This window comes from Pseudarthrobacter sp. 1C304 (assembly GCF_052245515.1).
In the GTDB taxonomy this organism is placed as follows: domain Bacteria; phylum Actinomycetota; class Actinomycetes; order Actinomycetales; family Micrococcaceae; genus Arthrobacter.
Map to the genome: position 1 here is coordinate 175,933 of NZ_JBQQCH010000005.1, position 23,770 is coordinate 199,702.

25 protein-coding genes, 1 tRNA gene and 1 pseudogene are annotated in these 23,770 nt (G+C 63.1%); 15 read left to right on the top strand and 12 right to left on the bottom strand.

Annotation, left to right across the window (positions count from 1 at the left end):
• Nucleotides 1-17: 17 nt before the first annotated feature.
• From ACTWQD_RS12040 to ACTWQD_RS12065, 6 genes are all read left to right on the top strand, one after another.
• The gene (locus ACTWQD_RS12040; RefSeq protein WP_443196360.1) at nucleotides 18-995 is read left to right on the top strand and encodes an ABC transporter permease; all 978 of its coding nucleotides are present in this window, start codon (nucleotides 18-20) and stop codon (nucleotides 993-995) included.
• 11 nt (nucleotides 996-1,006) lie between these two features.
• The gene (locus ACTWQD_RS12045) at nucleotides 1,007-1,933 is read left to right on the top strand and encodes an ABC transporter permease (RefSeq protein WP_443196361.1); all 927 of its coding nucleotides are present in this window, start codon (nucleotides 1,007-1,009) and stop codon (nucleotides 1,931-1,933) included.
• The gene (locus ACTWQD_RS12050; RefSeq protein WP_443196362.1) at nucleotides 1,930-2,892 is read left to right on the top strand and encodes an ABC transporter ATP-binding protein; all 963 of its coding nucleotides are present in this window, start codon (nucleotides 1,930-1,932) and stop codon (nucleotides 2,890-2,892) included. Before ACTWQD_RS12045 ends, ACTWQD_RS12050 begins: the two co-directional genes overlap by 4 nt.
• Entirely contained in the window at nucleotides 2,889-3,986 is a 1,098-nt protein-coding gene (locus tag ACTWQD_RS12055; protein ID WP_443196363.1) for an ATP-binding cassette domain-containing protein, read from the top strand. The genes ACTWQD_RS12050 and ACTWQD_RS12055 overlap by 4 nt, the downstream gene beginning before the upstream one ends.
• The gene (locus ACTWQD_RS12060; protein ID WP_443196364.1) at nucleotides 3,983-5,539 is read left to right on the top strand and encodes a glycoside hydrolase family 32 protein; all 1,557 of its coding nucleotides are present in this window, start codon (nucleotides 3,983-3,985) and stop codon (nucleotides 5,537-5,539) included. Before ACTWQD_RS12055 ends, ACTWQD_RS12060 begins: the two co-directional genes overlap by 4 nt.
• Nucleotides 5,540-5,778: 239 nt before the next feature.
• The gene (locus ACTWQD_RS12065; RefSeq protein ID WP_443196365.1) at nucleotides 5,779-6,873 is read left to right on the top strand and encodes a glycoside hydrolase family 32 protein; all 1,095 of its coding nucleotides are present in this window, start codon (nucleotides 5,779-5,781) and stop codon (nucleotides 6,871-6,873) included.
• On the opposite strand, the gene ACTWQD_RS12070 is transcribed toward ACTWQD_RS12065, so the two are convergent.
• Nucleotides 6,866-7,408 carry a cyclophilin-like fold protein gene (locus ACTWQD_RS12070; RefSeq protein WP_443196366.1) on the bottom strand — a complete coding sequence of 181 codons (543 nt, stop codon included), beginning with the start codon at nucleotides 7,406-7,408 and terminating at the stop codon, nucleotides 6,866-6,868. The genes ACTWQD_RS12065 and ACTWQD_RS12070 overlap by 8 nt on opposite strands.
• Before the next feature lie 309 nt (nucleotides 7,409-7,717).
• Nucleotides 7,718-8,614, bottom strand: coding sequence for a helix-turn-helix transcriptional regulator (locus ACTWQD_RS12075; protein WP_443196367.1), 897 nt, complete (start codon nucleotides 8,612-8,614; stop codon nucleotides 7,718-7,720).
• Between the two features lie 625 nt (nucleotides 8,615-9,239).
• Here ACTWQD_RS12075 and ACTWQD_RS12080 point away from each other — a divergent pair.
• The 3 genes from ACTWQD_RS12080 to ACTWQD_RS12090 are packed head-to-tail and all read left to right on the top strand — an operon-like array spanning nucleotide 9,240 to nucleotide 10,701.
• Nucleotides 9,240-9,401, top strand: a complete 162-nt coding sequence (locus ACTWQD_RS12080) for a cyclophilin-like fold protein (protein WP_443196368.1) — start codon at nucleotides 9,240-9,242, stop codon at nucleotides 9,399-9,401.
• A 45-nt stretch (nucleotides 9,402-9,446) separates the two neighbouring features.
• On the top strand, nucleotides 9,447-10,214 hold the full coding sequence (locus ACTWQD_RS12085) for a hypothetical protein (protein WP_443196369.1): 768 nt from the start codon (nucleotides 9,447-9,449) through the stop codon (nucleotides 10,212-10,214).
• Nucleotides 10,207-10,701 carry a DUF6644 family protein gene (locus tag ACTWQD_RS12090; RefSeq protein ID WP_443196370.1) on the top strand — a complete coding sequence of 165 codons (495 nt, stop codon included), beginning with the start codon at nucleotides 10,207-10,209 and terminating at the stop codon, nucleotides 10,699-10,701. The genes ACTWQD_RS12085 and ACTWQD_RS12090 overlap by 8 nt, the downstream gene beginning before the upstream one ends.
• Before the next feature lie 218 nt (nucleotides 10,702-10,919).
• Here the strand turns inward: ACTWQD_RS12090 and ACTWQD_RS12095 are convergent, their stop codons facing one another.
• A complete protein-coding gene (locus ACTWQD_RS12095; protein ID WP_443196371.1) occupies nucleotides 10,920-11,654 on the bottom strand; it encodes a FadR/GntR family transcriptional regulator in 735 nt (244 codons plus the stop codon).
• 188 nt (nucleotides 11,655-11,842) lie between these two features.
• Here ACTWQD_RS12095 and ACTWQD_RS12100 point away from each other — a divergent pair, with 188 nt between their 5' ends.
• Entirely contained in the window at nucleotides 11,843-12,379 is a 537-nt protein-coding gene (locus ACTWQD_RS12100) for a gluconokinase (RefSeq protein ID WP_443196372.1), read from the top strand.
• A 38-nt stretch (nucleotides 12,380-12,417) separates the two neighbouring features.
• Nucleotides 12,418-13,821 carry a GntP family permease gene (locus tag ACTWQD_RS12105; protein WP_443196373.1) on the top strand — a complete coding sequence of 468 codons (1,404 nt, stop codon included), beginning with the start codon at nucleotides 12,418-12,420 and terminating at the stop codon, nucleotides 13,819-13,821.
• Nucleotides 13,822-14,837: 1,016 nt separating this feature from the next.
• On the opposite strand, the gene ACTWQD_RS12110 is transcribed toward ACTWQD_RS12105, so the two are convergent.
• Nucleotides 14,838-15,800, bottom strand: coding sequence for a hypothetical protein (locus tag ACTWQD_RS12110; RefSeq protein WP_443196374.1), 963 nt, complete (start codon nucleotides 15,798-15,800; stop codon nucleotides 14,838-14,840).
• A 656-nt stretch (nucleotides 15,801-16,456) separates the two neighbouring features.
• Between ACTWQD_RS12110 and ACTWQD_RS12115 the strand changes: the two genes are divergently transcribed.
• Both ACTWQD_RS12115 and ACTWQD_RS12120 read left to right on the top strand, forming a co-directional pair.
• Nucleotides 16,457-17,074: a hypothetical protein gene (locus ACTWQD_RS12115; RefSeq protein WP_443196375.1), complete on the top strand. Its 618-nt coding sequence runs from the start codon at nucleotides 16,457-16,459 to the stop codon at nucleotides 17,072-17,074.
• A 191-nt stretch (nucleotides 17,075-17,265) separates the two neighbouring features.
• Nucleotides 17,266-17,889, top strand: a complete 624-nt coding sequence (locus ACTWQD_RS12120) for a hypothetical protein (protein WP_443196376.1) — start codon at nucleotides 17,266-17,268, stop codon at nucleotides 17,887-17,889.
• Nucleotides 17,890-17,955: 66 nt separating this feature from the next.
• Here ACTWQD_RS12120 and ACTWQD_RS12125 read toward each other — a convergent pair whose 3' ends face one another.
• Together ACTWQD_RS12125 and ACTWQD_RS12130 are read right to left on the bottom strand one after the other, a co-directional pair.
• Nucleotides 17,956-18,393 (bottom strand): hypothetical protein, encoded by a 438-nt coding sequence (locus tag ACTWQD_RS12125; RefSeq protein ID WP_443196377.1) that lies wholly within the window; start codon nucleotides 18,391-18,393, stop codon nucleotides 17,956-17,958.
• Between the two features lie 80 nt (nucleotides 18,394-18,473).
• Nucleotides 18,474-19,235 (bottom strand): hypothetical protein, encoded by a 762-nt coding sequence (locus tag ACTWQD_RS12130; RefSeq protein WP_443196378.1) that lies wholly within the window; start codon nucleotides 19,233-19,235, stop codon nucleotides 18,474-18,476.
• A gap of 957 nt (nucleotides 19,236-20,192) precedes the next feature.
• Here ACTWQD_RS12130 and ACTWQD_RS12135 point away from each other — a divergent pair.
• The gene (locus ACTWQD_RS12135; RefSeq protein ID WP_443196379.1) at nucleotides 20,193-20,993 is read left to right on the top strand and encodes a DUF4192 family protein; all 801 of its coding nucleotides are present in this window, start codon (nucleotides 20,193-20,195) and stop codon (nucleotides 20,991-20,993) included.
• Here ACTWQD_RS12135 and ACTWQD_RS12140 read toward each other — a convergent pair.
• From ACTWQD_RS12140 to ACTWQD_RS12155, 4 genes and pseudogenes are all read right to left on the bottom strand, one after another.
• Nucleotides 20,918-21,604, bottom strand: a pseudogene (locus tag ACTWQD_RS12140) (tyrosine-type recombinase/integrase); the annotation flags it as partial. The gene ACTWQD_RS12135 and the pseudogene ACTWQD_RS12140 sit on opposite strands and share 76 nt — an antisense overlap.
• A gap of 9 nt (nucleotides 21,605-21,613) precedes the next feature.
• Nucleotides 21,614-21,796: a hypothetical protein gene (locus tag ACTWQD_RS12145; RefSeq protein WP_443196380.1), complete on the bottom strand. Its 183-nt coding sequence runs from the start codon at nucleotides 21,794-21,796 to the stop codon at nucleotides 21,614-21,616.
• 21 nt (nucleotides 21,797-21,817) lie between these two features.
• Nucleotides 21,818-21,973, bottom strand: coding sequence for a hypothetical protein (locus tag ACTWQD_RS12150; RefSeq protein WP_443196381.1), 156 nt, complete (start codon nucleotides 21,971-21,973; stop codon nucleotides 21,818-21,820).
• An 87-nt stretch (nucleotides 21,974-22,060) separates the two neighbouring features.
• Nucleotides 22,061-22,142: transfer RNA gene (locus ACTWQD_RS12155), tRNA-Leu, on the bottom strand.
• Nucleotides 22,143-22,346: 204 nt separating this feature from the next.
• Between ACTWQD_RS12155 and ACTWQD_RS12160 the strand changes: the two genes are divergently transcribed.
• Nucleotides 22,347-22,952 carry an ANTAR domain-containing response regulator gene (locus ACTWQD_RS12160; protein WP_056431565.1) on the top strand — a complete coding sequence of 202 codons (606 nt, stop codon included), beginning with the start codon at nucleotides 22,347-22,349 and terminating at the stop codon, nucleotides 22,950-22,952.
• Nucleotides 22,953-23,017: 65 nt separating this feature from the next.
• On the opposite strand, the gene ACTWQD_RS12165 is transcribed toward ACTWQD_RS12160, so the two are convergent.
• The gene (locus tag ACTWQD_RS12165) at nucleotides 23,018-23,401 is read right to left on the bottom strand and encodes a DUF202 domain-containing protein (RefSeq protein ID WP_443196382.1); all 384 of its coding nucleotides are present in this window, start codon (nucleotides 23,399-23,401) and stop codon (nucleotides 23,018-23,020) included.
• On the bottom strand, nucleotides 23,401-23,769 hold the full coding sequence (locus ACTWQD_RS12170; protein ID WP_443196383.1) for a YidH family protein: 369 nt from the start codon (nucleotides 23,767-23,769) through the stop codon (nucleotides 23,401-23,403). The genes ACTWQD_RS12165 and ACTWQD_RS12170 overlap by 1 nt, the downstream gene beginning before the upstream one ends.
• Between the last annotated feature and the right edge of the window lies 1 nt (nucleotide 23,770).

The window sequence follows — 23,770 nt, forward strand, 5'->3', positions numbered from 1 at the left end:
CGAAATGGAGGGAAACCGTGCGCTTCATCCTGCGCCGCCTGGGTTTCTACCTGATCGCCTTCTGGGCATCCGTCACCCTGAATTTCCTGCTCCCGCGCTTCATGCCCGGGGACCCCGTCTCCCGCATGTTCGCCCGCTCCCAGGACAGAATGCAGCCTGAACAGATCGAGGCCCTGCGCAAGCTGCTCGGCGTTGACGACCGGCCTCTCTGGGAGCAATACACCGACTACCTCCACAACATCTTCACCGGGCAAATGGGCGTCTCCATCTCACGTTTCCCCACTCCGGTCACCGAGGTCATTGCGTCCCAGATCGGCTGGACCCTCCTGCTCGGGGGAACCGCACTGGTGATAGCCGCCGTCGTGGGTAACCTGCTGGGCATCCTGGCCGCCTGGCGACGCGGCGGAGCCATCGATTCGGCGCTGCCGCCGGTGCTCGTATTCATCGGTTCCTTCCCGTACTTCTGGCTCGCGATGGGCGCGCTGTACCTGTTCGGCGTGGTGCTGGACTGGTTCCCCATCCGCCACGCCTTCACGGCAGGTCTGGAACCCGCCTTCACCTGGGAGTTCATCGGCGACGTCGGGGCGCACCTTGTCCTGCCGGCGTTGACGATCGTGCTGGTATCCATTGGCGGCTGGATGCTGGGCATGCGAAACACCATGATCGCCACGAACTCGGAGGACTACATCACCATGGCCGAAGCCAAAGGACTCCGCCCCAGCCGCATCATGCTCCGCTACGCAGCACGCAACGCCATGCTCCCGTCGGTCACAAGCTTCGGCATGGGCCTGGGCTTCGTGGTGGGCGGGGCTCTCCTCACTGAGGTGGTGTTCGCGTATCCCGGCGTCGGATACCAACTCCTCAACGCCGTCCAAGGCCTCGACTACCCGCTCATGCAGGGCCTGTTCCTGACCATCACCGCCGCCGTGCTGCTGGCGAACTTTCTGGTGGACATCCTCTACGTCCGCCTCGACCCGCGCGTGCGCAGCAACTAGAGGGACCGATCATGACAACCGCAATCCTGAAGCAGCCCACTCAGCCCACAGCTGCCCGCAAACCCAACCGCAGTTTTGTCCACGGCCTTATCACCAACAAGAAAGCCCTGGTGGGCATGATCGTGATGCTCGTGTTCATCGCGCTTGCGTTGCTGGCCCCCGTGCTGTTCCCCGGAGACCCGTCGCGGATTACCGCGATGGCCTCGCTGGAACCGTCTCCCGAGCACTGGCTCGGCACCACGGCCAAAGGTCAGGACGTGCTTGCCCTGACTGCCCACGGCTCCCGCAGTTCCCTGTTTGTCGGGTTGACTGTGGGCTTTGCTTCCACCTTCATCGGCATTTTGGTGGGCCTGGCCTCGGCGTACTTTGGCAAGTTCATCGACGAAGCACTGTCCCTGGTGACCAACGTCTTCCTGCTCCTGCCCGGGCTGCCGCTCCTTGTCATCCTGGCCGCGTTCCTGCCGCCGGGGCTGGGCACTGTGATCCTGGTCCTCGTGGTCACCGGCTGGGCCGGGTCGGCACGTGTATTGCGCGCACAGGCGCTGTCCATCCGCTCCAAGGACTTTGTGGCCGCGGCGGTGGTCTCCGGCGAACGGGCGGGCCGGATCATGTTCCGCGAGATCCTGCCGAACATGGCCTCGATCGTCATGGGCACCCTGCTGGCCTGCGTGATCTATGGCATCGGCGCCCAGGCAGGCCTGGAGTTCCTTGGCCTGGGTGACGTCAGCACGGTCTCCTGGGGCAACAACCTCTTCTGGGCCGGCAACGAGGGTGCCCTGCTCACCGGCAGCTGGTGGGTCTTCGTCCCGTCGGGCGTGTGCATCGCGCTGGTGGCCTTCGCCCTGGCCCTCATCAACTACGCCGTGGACGAGGTCACCAATCCCCGCCTGCGGAAGATCAAGACCCCCAAAACCATCGAAAGGAGCGCCGCCAAATGACGGTCTCCCAAGTTTCCTTTGGCTCCCACGAGCCCGTCCTGGACGTCCAGAACCTCACCGTCAAGTATGTCGGCGACACCCGCTCCACCACTGCCGTCGACCGTGTTTCCTTCAGCATCGGCACCGGCGAGGTGTTCGGGCTGGCGGGCGAGTCCGGCTGTGGGAAGTCCACCATCGCCAACTCGATCATGCGGCTCCTGAAGGATCCCGCGAGGATCGCCGGCGGCAGCATTTCCTTCGGCGGCAAGGACGTCCTGGCCATGAGCCCGGAGGAGCTGCGGCGCTACCGCTGGCAGGACGTGGCCATGGTGTTCCAGTCGGCCATGAACTCGCTCAACCCGGTGTTGACCATCGGAGAGCAGATCGTGGACATTTTCACCACCCACGCGGGTTACTCCCGCAAGGAATCCCTGCGGCGCGCCGGCGAACTGCTGGAACTCGTGAGGATGGACCCCGCACGCCTGAAGTCCTACCCGCACCAGCTCTCGGGTGGCATGCGGCAGCGGGCCGTGATCGCCATGGCCGTGGCGCTCAAGCCGTCCCTGTTGATCCTCGATGAGCCCACCACCGCGCTTGACGTGGTGGTGCAGCAGGAGATCATGGCGCAAATCAAGGAACTCCAGCGCGAACTGGGGTTCTCTGTCCTGTTCATCACCCACGACATGTCCCTCATGGTGGAACTTTCCCACCGCATGGCCGTGATGTACGGCGGCAGGATCGTGGAGACGGCGAAGGCGCAGGACGTCTACGCCAACCCGCGCCACCCCTACACGCAGGCGCTGATGGGCGCGTTCCCGCCACTCACCGGTCCACGCGTTCCGCTGACCGGACTGCCCGACGGCGTGAAGTTCCGGAACATCCCGGACCTCACCGAGGCGGCACCCGGCCACCTCGTTGCACCGTTTGGTGCCGACGCTTCAGCGGCTGACACCGCAATCCTGGCAGGAGCCGTACGATGAGCCACGCTGTACTGTCATCCCAGCGCCCCTCCACTGACACCGAAGCTCCAGCCCTCGAGGTCCGGGGACTAGGAAAGTCTTTTCCTGTAGGTGGTTTGTTCTCCCGGGACTCCGTCCGGGCCCTGCAGGGCGTGGACCTGGCCATTGGCCGCGGCGAAATCGTGGCCCTCGTGGGAGAATCCGGGTCGGGTAAGAGCACCCTGGCCCGCTGCGTTGCCCGGCTGGAAAAGCCGAGCTCCGGCGAGATCCTGATTGACGGCGTCGACGTCCTCAAGCGCGACCGCTTCCAAGCATCGCGAGCCTTCCGGTCCCAACTGCAGATGGTCTTCCAGGATCCTTTCGGCTCGCTGAATCCTGCCCATAGAGTGGAGCACTTCCTGCGGAGGTCGCTGGCGATCCACCGGAAGGGCGGCAGCTCCGAGGCGGAGACGCAACAGCGACTTGAGGAGCTCATGACCACCGTGGGGCTGCAGGCCGACATGCTGAACTCCTACCCGCACGAGCTCTCCGGCGGGCAGCGCCAGCGAATCGCGATTGCCCGGGCCCTTGCCGTGGAACCTCGGGTCATCCTCGCCGACGAACCCACCTCCATGCTGGATGTTTCCGTCCGGATCGGCGTGCTGAACCTGATGCGGAAGCTCCGCGATGAGCAGGGAATCTCCATGCTCTACATCACACACGACCTCGCCTCGGCCCGATACCTGGCGGACCGGACGGCGGTCATGTTCGCGGGAGAACTCGTCGAAGAGGGCGAGTCCTTGGATCTCCTGGCCAACCCGGCCCACCCGTACACGCAGCTGCTGGTCTCGGCCGTCCCGGACCCGGCCCGGGCGGGCTCCTACGATCCCGTCCGCCGGGCCGAGCTGCGGCAGGCGGTGATGGCTTCGACCAGCTGCGCTTTCGACGGCGACCCGAGCCAGGCCTGCTCGGCCGAAGAACCCGTGCGCCATCTGGTTGGAGACCCCGAAAACCGGCACTGGGTGCGCTGCCACCTCTACCGGCCGTGGGACGGCGCCGCCGGCCATGCCCTGGCGGGCGAACCAACCCAACCCAACCGCCCGGCGTCGAACGCTCAAGAAGAGGCTTCCGCATGACTGAACTGACCCACCCGCTCGCAACCGTTCCACAGGACGAGTTGGTTGCCCGGGCCGAAGCCGACCCCCTCCGGCCACGCTTCCACTTCGTGTCACCGGCCGGTTGGCTCAACGATCCTAACGGCGTCAGCCACTGGGACGGCACGTACCACCTCTTCTACCAGTACAACCCGGAGGGCGCCTTCCACCACCGCATTCAGTGGGGTCACGCCACCAGCACGGACCTCGTCACCTGGACGGACCAGCCCATTGCACTGGACCCGTCCGCCGGACCCGACGCCGAGGGCTGCTGGTCGGGGGTCTTGGTGAACGACCGCGGCACGCCCACCCTGGTGTACTCGGGGCGGTTCGAGGGCAAAGAGCTGCCCTGCGTCGCCGTAGGATCCCCGGACCTGCTGAACTGGACCAAGGACCCCGGAAATCCCGTGATCGCAGCACCGCCAGTCGGAGTAGACATCACGGCGTTCCGCGATCACTGCGTCTGGCGTGAAGGAACGAAGTGGCGGCAGCTGGTGGGTTCCGGCATTCGCCAGCGCGGCGGTACAGCGTTCTTGTACGAATCAACGGATCTGCGGTCGTGGGACTACATCGGGCCGTTGTTCATCGGCGATGCCTCACAGGGCGATCCTGCGGACACCGATTGGACGGGGACCATGTGGGAATGCGTGGATCTCTTCCGGGCGGGACAGGGTTCGCTGGGATCAGCGCCTTCTGCCGGCTCGCCGGATGTGCTGGTCTTCTCCGCCTGGAACGACGGCGACACGCACCATCCGCTGTACTGGACCGGGCGGTACGCCGGGGACAGCTTCGAGCCAGCGGCCCTGCACCGGCTCGACTACGGCGGCCGCTTCTTCTACGCACCGCAATCCTTCGAGGATGAGTCCGGCCGGCGTGTCATGTTCGGCTGGATGCAGGAAGGCCGCAGTGATGCCGCGATGGTGGAGGCCGGCTGGTCAGGGGTCATGAGCCTGCCGCGGATCGTCACGGCGGCGGACGACGGGACCCTCCGGTTCGCACCCGTACCCGAAATCAAAAAGCTGCGCCGTGACCATGCCGGCCTCCGTGGACTGGTGCTGACCGGCGCCCCGGCGCCCCTGGACATCGGCCTGTCCGGCAAGCAACTCGACCTCGAACTGGACCTCCAGCTGGCACCGGGCGCACTGCTGCGGCTCGGTGTGCTGGGCTTCGCTGGCGGGGGCACCTCCGGCAGCCCCGCCGAGGAAACGGTCATTGAGCTGTACAGGGCGGGTGACGGCGGCAATAACGGCACGCTCCGCCTGGACCGCACTAGAAGCAGCCTTGATCCAACCGTTGATGTGGAAGACAAGTCAGGACCCGTCCCCATGCCCGAAGGACGGGTGCACCTCCGGGTCATCGTGGACCGATCCGCCGTCGAGATTTTTGCCAACGGGATAGCGCTCACCGCCCGCGTCTACCCCACCCTGGGCGGGGAACACGTCAGCCTTGCCGCCCAGGGCGCGGTGCAGGTGCTCTCCCTCGACGCATGGACCATGGCCGAAATCTTTGACGGTACCCGGAGCCTCTTTCCCTGAACCGGGGCACTACACCAACACCCGCTCTCACAGCAGCATCGACGCTGCCCAGCAAGAAGAAGGAACCCATGCAAGATTCACCCGCGGTCTCTCGTCGATCACTCCTTACCGGAAGCGGGGCGGCGGCCCTCAGCGGATCGCTCGCACTTTCAGCGGCCTTCGCTGATTCCGCCGCAGCCGCTCCGGCCGGGACACCCGATCCACCATCTAACGGCTCTCTTTCAAAAGGATCACGCCGGATGCGTCCGACCTATCACTTCAGCGTCCCGGACAACTGGAAGAACGACCCTCAGCGCCCCATCTTCATAGACGGGGAGTACCACTACTACTACCTGTACAACGCTGACTATCTGCGGGGCGGCGGCGGCACGTCGTGGCGCCGTGCGACGACCACGGATCACGTCGCGTTCACTGACCACGGCGTCGCGATCCCGAAGTTCAGCAACGACAACGGCGACTGCTGGTCAGGGTCGCTTGTGGTCGACGAGCGGAATACCGCCGGATATGGCGAGGGTGCGGTGATCGCCCTCGTGACGCAGGCTCCCGAAGGTCGCCAGGCCCAGTACCTCTGGTACTCGACAGACCGCGGGCGCTCGTTCCGGGCCGCCGGTACGGCCCCGGTGTTGCCGAACCCCGGAGTGCACGACTTCCGCGATCCCAAAGTGATCTGGGATGCTGACCGCGGACGGTGGTTCATGGCGAACGCCGAGGGGCAGAAGCTCGGCTTCTACACCTCCGCCGACCTGCGGTCCTGGCGGCGCGTTGGCGAGTTCGTTCGCACCGATCTCGGGCTTCTGGAGTGCCCTGATATCTTCCGCATGACCGCCGACGACGGCACTTCTCATTGGGTGCTCGGCACGAGCGCCAACGGCAAAGCCCGCGGCCTGCCCGCAACCTACGCCTACTGGACCGGCACCTTCGACGGAACATCGTTCACGCTTCCGGCGCAGCCCCCGTGTCAACGCGATTGCGGGCATCGCCGCAATGACGGTTCCCAGGGCGTAGGCACTGACAAACTGCCCCGCCGTCGCCTCGGTGACGGCCAGCCCCGAAGCGATCTGCGGCAACAGGCCTGCCGGCATGGTCTCGGTGGCAATCAGCAGGAATCCCATCAGGGCCATGACCAGCAGGGCCGCCCAGGGAAAGGGCCGGGCCGGGCCGGAAGGATCGCTTGCCGGAGCGGAATCCTTTGTTTCTTCGATGATGTTGATGTTTTCGTGGGGCAGGGCGTCGACGGGCGCCTGGCGCGCGCCATCCTCAAGGATTGCTCGAGTCAAAACGGTTCCGTTCTTGGTGGAAATGTCCGGAGTGGCTGTGTCAATGCGCTCAGTTAGCGGGAGCCAGCCTGGCCGTAAAGCCGCTCGTGTGGTCCCGGATCGCCGCGAGGTCATCGAACGATCCGATCCGCACAATTCCGCGGGAGTACCCGACGCTCTCGTAATAGAAGACGAGGGCTTGGTCGGGCGCGTAGTAGCCGATGGTCAGTGGTTCCGCGCTGTCGCCGGTGGGCACGCCGTCGAGCGAAAGCGGCTCCGGCAGTTCTGCGATCTTTTCCTGGCCGCCGTAGTCCCTGAAGGAAAGCGTCAAGGGAAGCTGCCCGATCAGGGAGCGTGCAGTTGCGTTGCTGGAAAGAGTACCTCTCACGGTCCCGCCATCGATGTCGATGGTGATCGGGGTACTGTCTGCCGCACCCGCGGAGGACGGGACAGCTGCAGGTTGCGACGACGAACCATCGGCCGCGGTGGATGGTTCCGTTGGGGTGGACGGCGGCTCAGTGGTGGAGGCCGGGCCGTTAGACGAGGTGTTGCACGCGGCCAGGGGAATCATGAGCGTGATGATCGCAGCCAGGGCCCGCATTTTCAGGCGCATGAGAGATGGCTTCCCTTTCAGTTGGAAAAATTTGTCCACTCCAGCAAAGCAGTTGCACAAGAGGGGTGGGAGCCCCTGTTGTGACGGGTCCTGGGAGGGACCCCCTGGTGGACTCAGCCCCCACTGTTGCCGGGCCGCGCAGCGGGCCTGGGCGGCAGGGTACGGAAAGCATCAGTCCGTGCCCTCAGTCGAGAGGTGTCACGAACGTGCGGAAGTCCTTCCCATCGCTATAAATGCTCCACAGCGTTTCGCACAGGGCCGCGACGGCGGCCAGGCCACCCGGCAGCGCCGCTGGCGGCCGGAAGTTTTTCAGTTGTCCGTCCGTGCCCTCTCGGATGTACCCTGGACGGCATTTCCGTGTTCGCTAGCCGCCCACGAGGCGAGTATCTGCATGCGTTCAGCCGACGGCGAGCCGGGCTCTGCGGCGTAGATCGTGAGAGTCAGTCCCGGCTCGGCGGCCATTTCGAGCCCCTCGAATGCGAGGCTCATTTCGCCCACGACGGGGTGATTGAAGGTTTTGAAACCAGTGCCGTGGTGGCGGACGTTGTGCGCACCCCAGCGTCGGCGGAACTCCTCGCTGCGGGTTCCCAGCTCACCGATGAGGTCGTGGAGTTCCTTGTTATGGGGGTCCCGGCCGGCCTCCGTCCGAAGGATGGAGACGGTGACCTCCGCGAAGGCATCCCAGTCCGGGTAGAACTCGTGGGCACGTTCGTCCAGGAACGTGAACCTGGCGATGTTCGGTGGTTGGCCGGGCATCTCGTAGCAGTCCTTATAGAATGCGCGGGCCAAGGGATTGACCGCCAGCAGGTCCATCCGGCCGTTGCGGACGAATGCGGGACCGGCTGTGATCGCATCAAGCACCCATTGCAGGCTCTGGTGCGGCACATAGGACTTGGACGTGCGGCGCCGCGGTGGCCGGGCGGCCGGGCTGGCCGCGCTGGCGAGGTTGAACAGGTGTGCCCGCTCGGCGTCGTCCAGGCGCAAGGCCGTGGCGATGCTCGCCAGCACCTGTGGAGAGGCGCCGCTGATCGCACCGCGCTCCAGGCGGGTGTAATACTCCACGCTCAAACCGGCCAAGGTGGCTACTTCGCTTCGGCGTAAACCCTTGACGCGCCGGTTCTCCCCGGCGGGCAAACCAACCTGCTCCGGGGAGACCTGGGCGCGCCGCGAGATAAGGAAGTCACGTACTTCCGCTCGATTGTCCATGCCTTCCACGCTAGATCAACCCCAGGGGAAGAGGGAGTCCCTCCCAGGGCCTCTATCAGGAGGACCCTCCAGCACGGGTTGAGGGGGTCAGTTCGCGATGACGGGAAAGCCCGACCGCACCCGTGAACGCCATTGCTGCTGCGCCCGCGCCTGCCAGCTCAAGCAGACTTCGGCGGGTGACGCCCGTTTTGCCCGGACGGGCAGTCGCGATCGTTTCATCGTGGTTGAAGTGTGCGCTCATCGTGTTCGTCCTCATGATCCGTTTCGTATGATGTGGCCTTGTTCGCCTTGTCGAGCACACCACGGCTCATTCCGGGGAGGGAGTTTCTCTTGTGAGGGGTACCGGCAAGGCCCCTCACAAGGACCGCCCGTAGCCCCAGTGGGTGCGGTTTTCGTGCTTCCTCGGTCCCGGTGGTCCGTTCCGACCCCCTTTTGCCCTTGCAACCAATCTGGTTTTCTGACCAGCGTTGGTTCGCATCACCGTGTGCTGCGGATTTCAGCTCCCGATTGCCGGCAACCTCTTGGGGTCCCTCTTGGTACCCCTCACGGCAGGGACTCCCGGACCGTCGATTCCCCGTGTTGGATTGATGGCGTACTCCTCGGACCGACCCGGAAGGACACAGTCGTGGAGGTCGTCATTGACAAGGACAACCCCACGACCCGCTCGTGCCTGGCGATGCTGCCGATGACCCCGGCGTTCTCCGACTACGGCGGCAGGGAGAAGGTCCCCACCCCGACCGGGACGACCCGTGTGAATGAGCTGCAGAACGTTGAACTCCCACCCTAGGCTCGCCAACGAGAGCCACACCGCCCACAGAGAGGATCGACGACTTTGAGCGTCTCCACACACACCGTCCGACCACCCCGCCGCGGCCTTCTGGCCACCGCCGCTCTCCTCGCCGCGGCAGCCCTGGCGCTGCTCCCGGCATCACCGGCCGCCGCGCACCACGGCTGGGACGGCTTCGAGACCAACCACCTCGTCTACATCTCGGGCACCGTCTCGTCCGAGGGAAGCTGGGGCGACCCGCATTCGCTTTTCGACGTGGCACTGGATGCCCAGCTTCCGGCCAACACGCCCGATCTGCCGATCCCCGAGGACCTGTCAGGCCCGGAGGACAGCATCCGGGTCGAAGCCGCACCCGCGTATGACGGCCCCCACGACGGGCTTGAGGTCATCATCGCTCCGCCATGGTGGTCGCGCAGCAACGGACTGGACCGCTCCGTGGAGGTCGGAGAACGCTTCCAGGGCGTCGGATACATCAACAGCACCGACGACGGCCTCTTCCGCCCGGTAGCGTTCTGGTACGGAGACGACCATGCGCCCGTCAACCAGGTAATCGGCAACACGCTCCCGGTCAGGGCACCGCTACCGGGCGATGCCCGGGCAGGCGATGCGCAAGCAGGCGGTGGACCGTCGGCGGTGGAGGATCCCGTGGAAATGGACCCTCCGACAGAAGATGCCGGCATCGTCGGTCGCAGCGGAGCGGAGACGTGGGTTGTCTGGGCGGTGTTCGGTGCCGCCGTCGTCGTCGCCGTCGTGGGCGGAGTCTTCTATGTGCGCCGCCGTACCCGCCAGGATGAACGGAGCCCTGATGCCTGAATGGCTTGAACCGATCCTGCGCTGGCTGCAGCATTCCGCGCTCGGTGATGCCGTGCGCTCCACTCCCTTCATGTATCCGACGCTCGAGAGCCTCCACATCCTCGGGATCGCCGTGCTCGTCGGTCCGGCCTTCGCCTTCGACCTCCGGCTGCTGGGCGTCGGGCATCGTCTGATACCCGTCACGAGGGCCGCACGCTATCTCCTGCCCGTCTCCCATCTCGGACTGGCCATCGCAGTGGTCACCGGCATCCTGCTGTTCAGCGCGCAGGCAGTCGGTGTCGCCGGCTCCGGTGCTGCTCCGTGGAAGCTCGGACTCCTGCTCCTGGCCGGGCTGAACGTCCTCGTGTTCCACCGCGGCGTCCACCGTCGGGTCGGCGAGTCGGCGTACGCCGACGCGACACCGATCGCGGCCCGCGTCTCGGCGGTCGTATCGATGACGACGTGGACGGGTGTGATCTTCGCAGGACGATTCCTGGCCTACGTCTAAGGTTCGCTCCATCTGGTAGGCCGACGTGCGCTATCGCTTCGTCATCGACGCCCAATTACGGTCCGCGGTCCTGCCAATCCGGCCCAGCCCGGCACCAGTACGACCCGATCCGAAGCCCTGCGTGTGCACATTGTGCGCACCCTCTTTCCTGCCCACTACGACGCCCCCAATTGGGCTGCTGAACGGCGGCCCGGGCGGGGAGCGATTTGGTGGCGCCCTTAGTGAAGGCCCATAGCGTTGCGTACTTCATCCAGGATGTGGTGCATGGCAGTCTCGGCTGCTGTCGCGTCCCCGCCGGCGACGGCGGCGGCCACGTCCTCGTGGGCGTCGAGGGCTTCAGGTCTGGGTTTGAAGGGCATGAGGCCCCGCCGGGTGCGGCTGGTGAGCACCTCTGCCACCATGCCTTCCAGGGCCAGGAACATCTCATTGCCGCAGCTCTGCAGCAGCAGGCAATGGAATTCGATGTCTGCCGCCAGGAATGCCTCAAGCTCCCCGGCGTCCCCCAGTCGGCGCAGATCCGCGGCCAGCGACGTCAGCTTCGCCCGCTCGGCGGCGCTCGCCCGGCGGGCGGCGCCGGCTGCAGCAATAGGTTCGACGGCGATGCGCAGCTCGGTGAGGCTGCTGTACTGGATCTCGCGCCGGTCTGAGGCGAGCCGCCAGCGCACGAGCTTGGGGTCAAAGACATTCCAGAGCCGGCGCTCCTGCACCACGATGCCCACCCGCCTGCGCGAGTACACCAGGTTCATGGACTCGAGGACCTTCATAGTGTCGCGTGCCACGGTACGGGAAATGCCGTATTCCTGCTGAATTCCTTCGAGGGTAAGCCGGCTTCCCGGCGGTAATTCGCCGGAAGCAATGGCAACGCCAACCGCCTCCAAAACGCGTTCGTGCATCGCCGGGGAGCCCCCGCCGTCGTCGGCGCTGCCCGCGTCCTGTGGTGTCGCCGTCGACATCTTTCCTACCTTCCTCTGCGCCTGCGCGCACTACCAGCTTACTCAAAAGAAGCGAAAGATATGACTTTTGACACGAAAAGATAGTATCTGTCGGGCGGAAAGGTGCTACCTTTTTCAAGCGCACCTCCTCGGGCATGCGCGATGAGCGTTCTTCACTAAGCCAACGGCGTCTTCTTCGGAGGTAAAACATGCAGTATCCCACCACGCACCTTGTAGTGATGGGCGTTGCCGGCTCCGGCAAGTCCACCATTGCGGCAGCTCTCTCCGAGCAGCTGGGCTGGGCATGTGCCGAAGCCGACGAGTTCCACCCGCAGACCAATATCCAGAAAATGAGCCAAGGCATTCCCCTGCAGGACGAGGACCGCTGGCCCTGGCTGCAGCAGATCCAGAACTGGATGACCACCCAGGCCAAGGCTGGCAAAAGCACAGTGCTCACCTGCTCCGCCCTCAAGCAGAGCTACCGGCAGTTGCTCGCCCAGGCGGAGGGCCGCGTCCTGTTCCTGCACCTCCACGGCGAAGCGGACCTGATTGGCCAGCGCATGCAGGGCCGCGAAGGGCACTTCATGCCGCCCACGCTCCTGCCCAGCCAGCTGGCAACCCTGGAACCGCTGAGCGACGACGAACTCGCCACCGGAAGCCTCCGCCTGGACATCTCCAAATCCCCTGAAGAGCTCGTGAGCACCATCGTCGCCTCGCTGAAGCTACCGGCCGCTCCCGCGTCCTAACTTATTCACCCGCAACCATCCAGCTTCAAAGGAGAACCATGGTCATCGAAGGATGGACCCAAACGATGGGAGCAGGCCCCCTGCTGCTCATCGCCGCGGCCGCGATCGTCACGCTGCTGTTCCTGATCATCAAGCTTCGCATGCACGCGCTGCTCGCCCTGATCCTTATCAGCCTCGCAACCGCCTTCGCCACCGGCATCCCCGCCAACCAGGTGGTACCCGTACTGATCAACGGTTTCGGCACAACCTTGGGCACCGTGGCCCTCCTCGTGGGACTTGGCGCAATGCTCGGCCGCATCGTGGAAACCAGCGGCGGAGCCAAGGTCCTGGCCGACTACCTGATCGGCATCTTCGGCGAAAAGCGTGCCCCCTTCGCGCTGGGCCTTGCCTCCCTCATCTTTGGCTTTCCCATCTTCTTCGACGCCGGCCTGATGGTCATGCTGCCTGTCATCTTCGCCGTCGCCCACCGCCTCGGCGGCGGAGTGCTCCGCTACGGCCTGCCCGCCGCCGGCGCGTTCTCCGTGATGCACATCTTCCTGCCGCCGCATCCCGGACCGGTATCCGCATCCGCCTTTTTTGAAGCCAACGTTGGCCTGGTAACCCTTGCCGGCCTCATCGTCGTCATCCCCACCTGGTACGTCACCGCCTACCTCTTCGGCCTGCACATCGGCAGGAAGCTCGTGCTGCCGGTTCCGGAAATCCTGGGCCACGCCAGCGCCGAAGCCGAGAGCCACCCGCCGCGCTTCCGCACTATTGTGGGGCTGCTGCTCCTGCCGCTGGTCCTGATCTTCATGAACACCGGACTGAACACGCTGGCCGCCTCCGGTGTGTTGAGTGAAGGCGTCAAGGATGAGCAGTGGTTCCAGATCCTGCGCACCCTCGGTGAAACCCCGGTGGCCCTGCTGATTTCCGTGATCGTGGCCATATACGTCCTGGGCCTCAGGCGCGGCAAGGATGCAGGTGCACTGGAGAAACTGCTCGAATCCTCCCTGGGCCCGGTCTGCTCTGTCATCCTGATCACCGGTGCCGGCGGCATGTTCGGCGGCGTCCTGCGCACCTCCGGCATCGGCACCGCACTTTCCGATGTCCTGGGTGACATGGGCATCCCGCTCATCCTGGCCGGCTTCCTGATCGCAGCCATCCTGCGCATCGCCCAGGGTTCCGCCACCGTGGCCCTGACCACCACCGCGGGCTTGATCGCCCCGGCCGTGGCGCTGGCAGGGCTGAACGGCATGCAGGTCGCCTCCATGGTCATCGCCGTCGCAGCGGGCTCCGTGGTGGTTTCCCACGTCAACGACTCCGGCTTCTGGCTGGTGGGCCGCTTCTTCGGGATGGACGTCAAGACCACCCTGAAAACCTGGACCGTAATGGAAACCCTCATCGGCGTGATGGGCTTCGCCATCGCCGCCGTGATCTTCCTCCTTGCCGGTCTGGCAGGTTAGCGTCGAGGAAACTCACTGGCGGGCGCCCGCTTTTGGTGAAATGGTCCCCGAAAGTTGGACTGGCCGAATGGATCATAAGCCGCGAGGGCCTGGAACCGTATTGCGCGGGGCTCAGGCCCTCGCAGGTCCCACCAACTCCTGCGACTGGACCTCGAAGCGGCCGCACCTGTCAACTGGCCAGGCTCAGGGAGCTCATGATCAGCTCCGGATGGGTGGCCATGTCATGCAATTCCCTCCACCGTCCTGCATGAACAGGTACAAGAGCGGACATTCCGGACCGGCCGCAACCCCCTCGGTCGATCGAAAGAATAATCAGCAAGTCATGTTGTACGCGGCCCGAGCCACCATGAAGTGGTGAACACGGAAAACCAACGGAAGGACGAACAAGAATGAACACCCAAAAGAGGCTTCGCAGGGCGGTACCCGGTCCGCCGTAGGCAGCCGCTCCCCCACACAACCGAATGGGTCTATCAGGGACCCCACACACCCAGAACATCAGATCAGAGGCGAGTGTGCACACTGTCCACACGAAGAAGCATGAAAAGGCCCCTGGACAGGGAAACACTGTGCCCGAGGTGGGACTCGAACCGGGTTCCAGCCCTTGAATATCCGCCACTCCCCCGAACACCTCCGCAATCCGGCCCAGTCCGGCCGACATACGACCCGATCCCAAAGCCCAGGGTGTGCACATTGTGCACACCCTCACTTTTGCCCCATTAGGCGCCTCCCAACCAAGCTGCTTGAACGGCCGTCCGGACAGGGCAGGTGTGTCTTGCGTGGCGACTTCGCTCCGATATGAAGAGCAGGCTCCTAGAACCGGGACGGCCCCCAACAGACACCGCACTACGGGGCCCGTGGCTTTCAGCGCGAGGGCCGTCCCCTATGCCGCAGCAAGGCATATGCATCATCCGTTGACCGCATTCGCTGCCCCGTCTAACCGCAAGATTTCCGTTTCACGGTGATGAAGTGACTACCGGTGACCTCGGACCGACGCATCAGCCGCTGAGATACCGGCCCTATTCAGTGACAAGCCTGGCAAGGGAGCGAACCGTGTTTGTGAACTGGTCGAACCTCAGTCTCATGTGGCCGTTCTGAAGACCGCCTGTGCTGCGGACCAGTTCGTGGGCCTTGAGCTCCAGCAATTCATCCGGCACAAAGCGCGGCACGGTGCGGCTGACCCATGGGCAACGATCGGCTTCGTCACCCCTTGCCTCACGGTAATCATCAGGCAGGAGCTCCGCTTCGGAGGTCACTTCTACGACCGCGTAGCAGTCACGGGTCTGGGCGCAAATTACAACCAAGTCTCCGGTCTTGATGCTTGGTCGACCCTTCGCGGGCCTGCCGAAGAACCAATCACGGCGCCACGGATCCAGCGCCGGCGCACCGTACTCGGACTTCAGCCACAGTGTTCTGCTCGTATCACGCGCATCCAGCAGAAGCTGCTCCACAAGAACCAGAGCAGACTCACTGTCCAAGTCATCGGAAGCGGAGGCGTCTGCCCTCGTCAGCTGCTGCGCCTGAATGAGCAGCTTCTCGACATCCTCGTCCTCGACGTCGCGGCTGACCCACTTGCCCATGGCTTTCCTGACACCTTCGACCTGAGCTCCTGCCAGATCAACCCCCAGCTCCACGTTGGCAGCCTTGGAGCTGCCCAGACCGGCGCCGGTCAAGTTCGCCGATCCAAGGAAGCTACGACTTCCAACAATGAACGTCTTAGCGTGCAGCCGTTCAACATGGCTGAGGGTGACGCCGCTTTGCTTGAGTTCCCTCAAACCGTCGATTGACAGGTAGCCGTTGGCAACTGCGCTCGGACCAAGGCACGTGAAGAGCTGCCAGCTGGAATCAGATGGCGCGGCGGCTCGCGCCAAACGGTTACAGACGTCAAACGAAAGAAACGGACTGGCCAAGAACACGTCACCGTCGACGTCCCCGATGGCTTCGTAGCCAATCAGCAGCCCTCGCGTGGATCCGACCTTCATTCATCACGATGTTGACCATACTGTGAGTCTCATTCATGGTCCGTCAGCGCTACGAACATCTTCATCTACGCACTGCAAAGGCCCTCGTGTGACGGGGGCCCATACACCTCCTTCACACTCGCTGACCTGTTCGGCAGGCACGCACATGACCATGGCAACAGCGGCTACGGGGCCTCCAGCGCCGCACCGGAACCAACCGTTGCTGAGACTGGGCGCGCGACATTCCATTCCTTGGCACGGAGCCGGCAGCCTCCTTGCAGAATTCCGACGATAGCGTTTCATGAGATGCCCGCTATTAGCCCCACGCTGTCATCCAGCGATTCGTCTCCCGCGGCGCCCACCAAGACGAGTTCGCACGCCAGCGATGGCAATGCCATGCCGACAGCCGTTGTTCAAGCACCAGGACCATTAGCCTCGAGCCCGTGAGCTTGTCGCCCCGTCCTCGACGTGCCCTTCGCCACCACAGATCCCGCTATCCCAAGAAAAACGTCGATGGTTAAGGCTGAGCACCGACCTCGCGGAAGAGATTGGTGACGCTGCGGTCAACCCAGTTTATGTGTCTCGCCACTAACCGCCATGGGCGCGCCATTTGCGCGGCTAAAGACCACGCACCCGTAGGCTGTAGGCCAGCGAACGGTCTAATCAGGGGAGCAAAAATGACGGAATCCAGCGGCGGCATGGGCAATACCGCAGTGATGGAACGGACGGCAACAGATCACCGGCTGGAGCTGAAACTACGCTTCCTCTCCCGCGACTACACACTTCCCCAGTTGCGCCGGCGTTTCCAAGACATAGAGGCGTTGCTAACGCTGTTGCTGGCGGACAAATCGATGCTGCCTCTCTCCAGCTCTCGTCACACAATCTATTACAGCAAATCAGGCAGGTTGGTGAGTGATAGGAGATCAGCTCAGACTGAGCACGCCGAGCTTCTCAAGGGCGTCGTCATTGAAAGAGTTTCCCTCAGCAGCCCGTTGGAGATTTTAGCCGTCATCACTGCGTCCACTGCGGCGGTCGCCGCTGTCGTGAAGCTCATGCCAAAAATCATCGATGTAAAGAACGATTGGAATGAGAGTCGCGTTCAGCGGGCGGACTCCAATCTGAAACTTGATGAGATCGAGTTACAGCGTAAGCTCGTCAAAATCCTCTCCACTGAAGCCGACAAGATGACGAGCGACGGATACGAAGCGGCTGGCGCGAACAACCCAACCAAGAGACTCGTGAAATCAGCTGCTCGGGCTATCGCCCAGTTAGACGATGTCGAGACCAAAGACTGAGTATGTCTGCGGATTTTGACCAAACCTCCGGAGCGGCCTGCACCTTCATGTCTGACGGCAGCTACACAATCGATGGCTCATACACCGCCGAGCCTTTGTACGACAACACAGTGCCCATGGCCTACGAATGCTCATCTACGAAGTCAAGCGAAAGCTGGACGGCTGACTCGAAGTTCGTAGGCCAGCAGTAAATGAGAGGATTCAAAATAGACCACAGAACCGCAACGCTCGTTGGCCTGCTCACTGTGATCGTCATATCCATTGTTTGGGTGAGTCACGCGGAGAACGAGGCAATTCGTCTACATCTGCCACCTGTACTTCCAGAGCCCACAACTGTCGAAGGTATCAAGCTCACCGACTGGATTAGCGCCATAGGAACGGCTGTTGGAGCCGTACTCACCGCCGGTGCTCTCTTGATTGCTGCCTTTACCTACAGGCACCAGGTGGACGAGAAGAATCGTCAGGCAGAGGACCGGCGGCGGCAGGCTGAGGAAAACAAGCGAGCCGAAGATAAGGCTGCAAGGGCGCAGGCCGTACAAGTCTCGCTAGTCACTGCGGATTCAAAGCAGCACACCAATTATGTTGTCCTAGAACTGATCAATTCCAGCTCGTCGCCCATAAAGAACGTCTTACTCATGTGCTTCGATCACAAGGGGCAACAAATGGGTCAGGCCCTGCAACAAGTGATTGCAGGGGGCCAGTCTCTGCATCTGGAGAGGCCTCGAAGGGTTGTGGACAAGGCCTGGGCTAGGTTTCAAGACGCAGAAAACAGAACGTGGAAGGTCTATGTGAACGGAGATCTAGAACCAGCCTAAGCAGATAAGCCAGCCCGCTACGGGTGAGTAGTAAACGCCTGGTAGGTAATCCTGGAGCCGGCCGGGCTATTTGGGTCTTGTATCGGTTCCTTCACGCATCGGCGCCTCAAGGCTTGGATTCGCGCTTCCAGTTTTGACGACATACGGGGCACGGTCAGAAGCAACGGCAACAGCCACCACGTGTTCACCAGCTTCGCACACCTGCACATTCAGATGTCGTACGAGTTCTGGCGGCGTGTGGTCGAACTGGGGAATGATCTGTGACCACCAGTCGAGGATGTCGGTGCCAGATACGTCGTGGATCTCACCTGTTTTCTCGTCGATGCCAATGATGTACAGCACTGGATCGCCTCCCGCCCGATTCAGGCTGCCGGCCAGCTGCCGAGCCTTCATTTCTTGCGGCCAGCTTCGCTTACATTCGATCAGGTCGTGCTCCACGGGTTGACGCGCACGGATCTGATCTACAGCGGTAATTACTCTGGCTTCAAGCTCTATGGCGCGCATGTACCAACGCTACCCAACCCCTGTGATGCTTCTGACAGAGTGGTAGCCGTCCGGATTGTGTGCTTTCATGCGCCATCCTTCTATCCCTCCGCGGGTTTATCCTGGGCTTCAGTAGCTCGTTCGGCTTCGCGCCGCGCTTTCCACCGCTGAGCTGCTTCGACTACTCTTGCGTCTTTGGCATCACCGTCCCGTGAATAGACTTTGATTCCCCGCGGCGACTCGCTCCATTGCTTCTGGTTCTTGCTGATGTCCTGGAGTGCTTTCGCCGCGTGGTGCACACCAAGGATCTCTGGGAAGATCCGGGCCTTAGAGGGATGCAAGTCAATGAAGACGTCGCTCGTCTGTTTCTCACCATCGATTCCGTCATAAGTGACAACGCCCTTGTAAAGCAGCGGCAGGTCTTCCCTGTGAGCTCGTTCCGTAGTGACGTCAAAGAGCGTCCGCCACTCCTGGCCTGGAGCCAAGAACGAGATTAGGTCGGGAAGAATGACATCTTCTTCGCCGCCGTTACCGTCCGTCCGGTTGAGCGCGGGTTCAAATGACAGACGGATGTTCCGGCCTGCGGTCTGTCCATAATTCCGTACTACGAGGTCAAGAATGTGAGAGCCCACAGCGCTCTCTTCCAGGAAGGCGACGACGTACGGCTGCGACTTTTCACGCTCTAGCTTCTTCGTCTGTTGACGGGCTGAAGAGGCCTCTTGTAGTTGGCCCCATGCAATCCAGAGCGCGGCAGCAGCGATCAGGAACGTCAGAAGGGACGCAAGTGCCCCTATCCAGTCCGTAATGCTCGGCCCATTGTCTTGGATGGCCCGCACCAGCTCGGCGAGTTGCTCATCAGTCATGGAAGCAAGTCTGCCAAAGACCACTGCCAGCCAATAGCAGGGCGGACTTGCCACAGGCGTGGCGTGTCCGAAATTTGACGCCACGTCGAGGAACATCACTCCGCGGCGGCCCGGGATGCGGGCCCACGCCTCGGCAGCCCTGAGCCTCTCCGATGGTGGCCGCGGCAGTGGCGGTGTGGTGCGGGTTCTCGTAGGGGGCCCGCGCACGAGCTGGAGTGACGCTAACGTCAGCGCACAGAACGAATGGATGGCCGTCACATCCATGGCCTCGACGTCACCGAGGTCCGGCAGGAGCCCAGGACGCCGCGGACCGGTCGTAGTCTGCCGTCCAGACCCAGTTCGGCGATGAACACTGTCCGGCCGGTGTACCGGACATCGTTGGAGGCCAGCAGGCCAGCAGGGCGGCCATGGCGATGGCCATGTCAAAGATCAACCGTGGCCACTCTCCCCGGGCTCGCACTCACATGGGTCCCGATCAGACTCGATTCCCCCTCTAAGTGGGCGCGAATGAGATTATCATGGCGCGAGTACTTCCAATGGAAGTGCTGGACATGCTGAAGTTGTGGCAACCCGGGGTCTTAAGACCGCGGTTTAGCTTGCCCGGTCCCCGACCGAACAAGATGAGCAAGCGACGAACTGGGCCAGAGCTTATCGGCGTCATGCCGCGCCGCCGAAAAACCTCCATGAATGACCAGAAGCATTTTCGCTGTTTGTCATTCTGATCCCCCATCATCGCTGGACGGGCCCTCCGCGCAACCAGAGCGCGATGCGCCGAGCGCAGTCGAAGAATTCGTTCGGCGCTCCTCCGTCGCTCATCTCCTCGCGAAAACTTGGACCGTGCCCCGTTCCCCAAGTTGCACCCCGGCCCCTCATACCCAGCGGTGACTCCCATATCAGAACGACGCCGAAATCTGACAAGCACGACCGGTGCCTGCCAGTCGATAAAGGGGAAAGGCCATGGAACCACTCACGATCAAAACACCTGCAGACGCTCTCAGTTTCATTGGACACACCCTGGGGTTTTGGCCCCGCGAAAGCCTCGTCTGCATCACCCTCGTCGACAACCACGTCGGGGCCACCCTGCGCGTTGACCTGCCGAAGCCGGGAGCAGAAATCAGCTACGCACAAACCATCGCCGGATACTTAGCCCATGACGCTAAAGCCGCCAGCGTTGTCTTCGCGCTATACACATCGCTTCCCGCCGAGTCCGGACATACCCGGCCTCACGCGGCAACCATCGCGGCACTGACAGGGGCCCTTGCCGAGCGGGGAATGACCATCCGCGACGGACTCCTCGTAGGAGATGACGTAGTCTCGCAATACGACGGCGATCCCGAGGTCGGACCATCGCAGCCCCTAACGTTGACGCAGTCAAGCCAAATCAACGCCGAGTTCGTCTACCGCGGCAGCACCATCGCCCCAACCAACCGCATCACCTTGCCGGCCTCGACCAAAGAGACCCAGACCGCGGACGCCGTCGAAAGTTGCGTGAAATCACTGCAGAGCCTGAACGTCCGAGACGCCATGGACCGGGCCCGGACGCTGTGGACAGAAATGCTCGACGCGAAATCCTTCCCGACCGACGAGCGAATCATCAGCCTGATCGCGGGCCTCCAGTTCCCCACCACGGAACGCTCGACGGCGTCGGCGGCATCCTGCAGCGCCTGCGGCATCAAGTGGCCATACACCAGCTCAGTCGTTCGCGTAGATGCGTGCCCGAGTCGCCGGGAGATCGTGAACAGCGATACGCCATCCTGAATCAGCCAAGACGCGTGCGTATGGCGCAGATCGTGGATCCGGGGTGACTTCTTCAGGCCGCGGGCCTGGGCGGCTTCCACGGCCGGCACCCAATAGTGGTGCCAATAAAGCTTGTGCACAATGCGTTCCCCTTTGGGAGTGGTGAACAATAGTTCCGAGCCAGAGCGGCTGGCCACCAGTGGAATCAGAACTTCCACCAAATGGGGATTCAGCGAAACTGTCCTCTTACCGGCGCCTGTCTTGGTCGCTCCAACGTAATACTCGGAATCCGTACCGCGTTTCCATGCCTTGTTAGTTCGCATCGTTGCCGGCTTCGACATCAGGTCCACGTCCGCCACAGTCACCGCAGTCGCTTCGCCGAACCGCGTTCCCGTCATGACCAAGAATTCAGTGAACACCTTGTACCGCTCCCCCATGCCCTCCAGAATCAGGCCGAATTCAGCGTGAGTCAGGAACCTGGCCTCATCCTCTGGCTTTTCGCCTGAGGGGAGCTGCACGCCTCGGCAAGGATTATCCTTCCGGTAGCCGAGCCGGACGGCCGTCTCTATCGCCGAGAAGATGAGGCCATGGTTGTTCTTGATGGTCTTAGCGGACCGGCCCTTGGTCTGCATCTCCTTGATCTAATACGTCAGGTGCCGGTAGTCAAGCTTGTCCACGGGAATGTGCCCGATGACGTCAGCTATGTGCAGCTTCAGCATTGTCTGATATGTGTGCACCGTGCCAACAGATGGCCGGACCAGAAGGTCGATGTGCTCTTGGATCACGGCCGCGACGGTGGGCGCTTTGGTCTGGTTCGCGAGCATCGCATGCCGGGCGATCTCAAACTATTGGTTGTTGGCGTCAAGGAGGCGCTTCAGTGTGATCGCTTCGGATTCCGTCGGAAGCGTGATGCCTTGTTCCTGGCGGTTGGCCGGGTCCCGCAAGCAGACCATAAAGGACATCGAACCGTCCTTTTTAGTGCGCCTTCGAATGCTGGCCATAGGAAAAATGCTACGCCGCTGTCGACACTTTTAGTACTTTTGTCCACACTCAGCACCTTAAGAAGCCACTGACCTGCGGAAGCACTGTGCCCGAGGTGGGACTCGAACCCACACACCTTTCGATACCGCATTTTGAGTGCGGCGCGTCTGCCAATTCCGCCACTCGGGCGCGGAGTACACCGGTGTCATAATCGGCCCGCCACAGTGCTGTGAGCAACGCGATCGCTTCCAGTGCGCGAAATTACTCTACATGCAGATAGGCTGAATCCCAGAATCGCGCCAGTGACGCCGCATCGAACCAAACCGGTCCAGTACAGCAGCGGCGACAATCTAAGATGGTCTAGTTCCCGCCGTACCTTTCCAAGGAGTTCCCGTGTCAGAACAGACGGAGTCAAACCCCACCACCACGCCGGCGCGCCGCGTGGTGGTTGCCGAGGACGAGACCCTCATCCGGCTCGACATCATCGAGATCCTGCGGGGCGAAGGCTACGACGTCGTCGGCGAAGCGGACAACGGCGAAAAGGCCGTGCAGCTCGCCGAAGAACTGAAGCCCGACCTGGTTCTCATGGACGTCAAAATGCCCGTGATGGACGGCATCTCCGCCGCCGAAAAGATCGTCAAGGCCCGGATTGCCCCCGTGGTGCTCCTCACCGCCTTTAGCCAGAAGGAACTGGTCGAGCGGGCCCGCGATGCCGGCGCCATGGCCTACGTGGTGAAGCCCTTCACCCCCGCGGATCTCATCCCGGCCCTGGAAATCGCCCTCTCCCGCCACGAGGAAATCAAGGCGCTCGAGAGCGAAGTCACCGACCTGCAGGAACAGTTCGCCACCCGCAAGCTCGTGGAGCGCGCCAAGAGCCTCCTGACCACCAAGATGGGCCTCACGGAGCCGGAGGCTTTCCGCTGGATCCAGAAGACCTCGATGGACCGCCGCCTCAGCATGCGCGAGGTTGCCGAGACCATCATCAACCAGGTCAACTAGGACATAGCAACGAAGGGGTCCGGAAGGCCGCAGCCGCGGCCCTCCGGACCCCTTCGTTTTAACTGCTAGAGGGCGAGGCGCCCGCCCAGCTGCACCGCGGCCACCAAGGCCAGCACTCCGCCGGCGACGGTGACCACGGCCATGAGCGCCGGCAACGCTCCCCCGCTCAACGCCACCTGCTCGCTCTCCGATCGGGTGAGGATCGTGTGGATGCGGCGGTAGCGCCGGTGCGTCAGGCCGAGCGCCACTATGGCCACGCCGGCGCCGAGCGCCGTCGGAATGAACGCCCACGAACCTAAGATTTCGGGCAGGATGCGGAGCGCTGCCAGGGACCCGACGGCGACTGCCAGCGCCGTCCTGCGCCACGCCAGCGCTGTGCGCTCCACCCACAGGCCGGCGTCGAAAGGCCGGTCGCTCCGGCTGGCTGCCACTTCAGTACCGCCGGACATCAGGCGAGGACGACGCCGAGGAAGACCAGGATCCCGGCGACGGACACCGCGGCACCGATCGGCAGCGTAAGCCGCGCGGCCGGCAGCGGCGTGTCGAGGCGCAGCGCCCGCTCGGTCTTCACCCAGCCGAACCAGGCCTGCAACGGCGCGGCAATGCCGGCGACGATGAGGACCATGGACGCTGCAAGGCGGAACCCGCCCTGCAGGTTCAGCCCCAGCGCCTCCAGGGCGATGCCGCTGGCAATCAGTGCCAGCGACGTCCGGATCCAGGCCAGGAACGTGCGTTCATTCGCGAGGCTGAACCGGGCGTCCGGATCGGCCCCCTGCGAATAGAGAGCGGCGGGAAATCGTTTCGAGGTCTCTGTCATG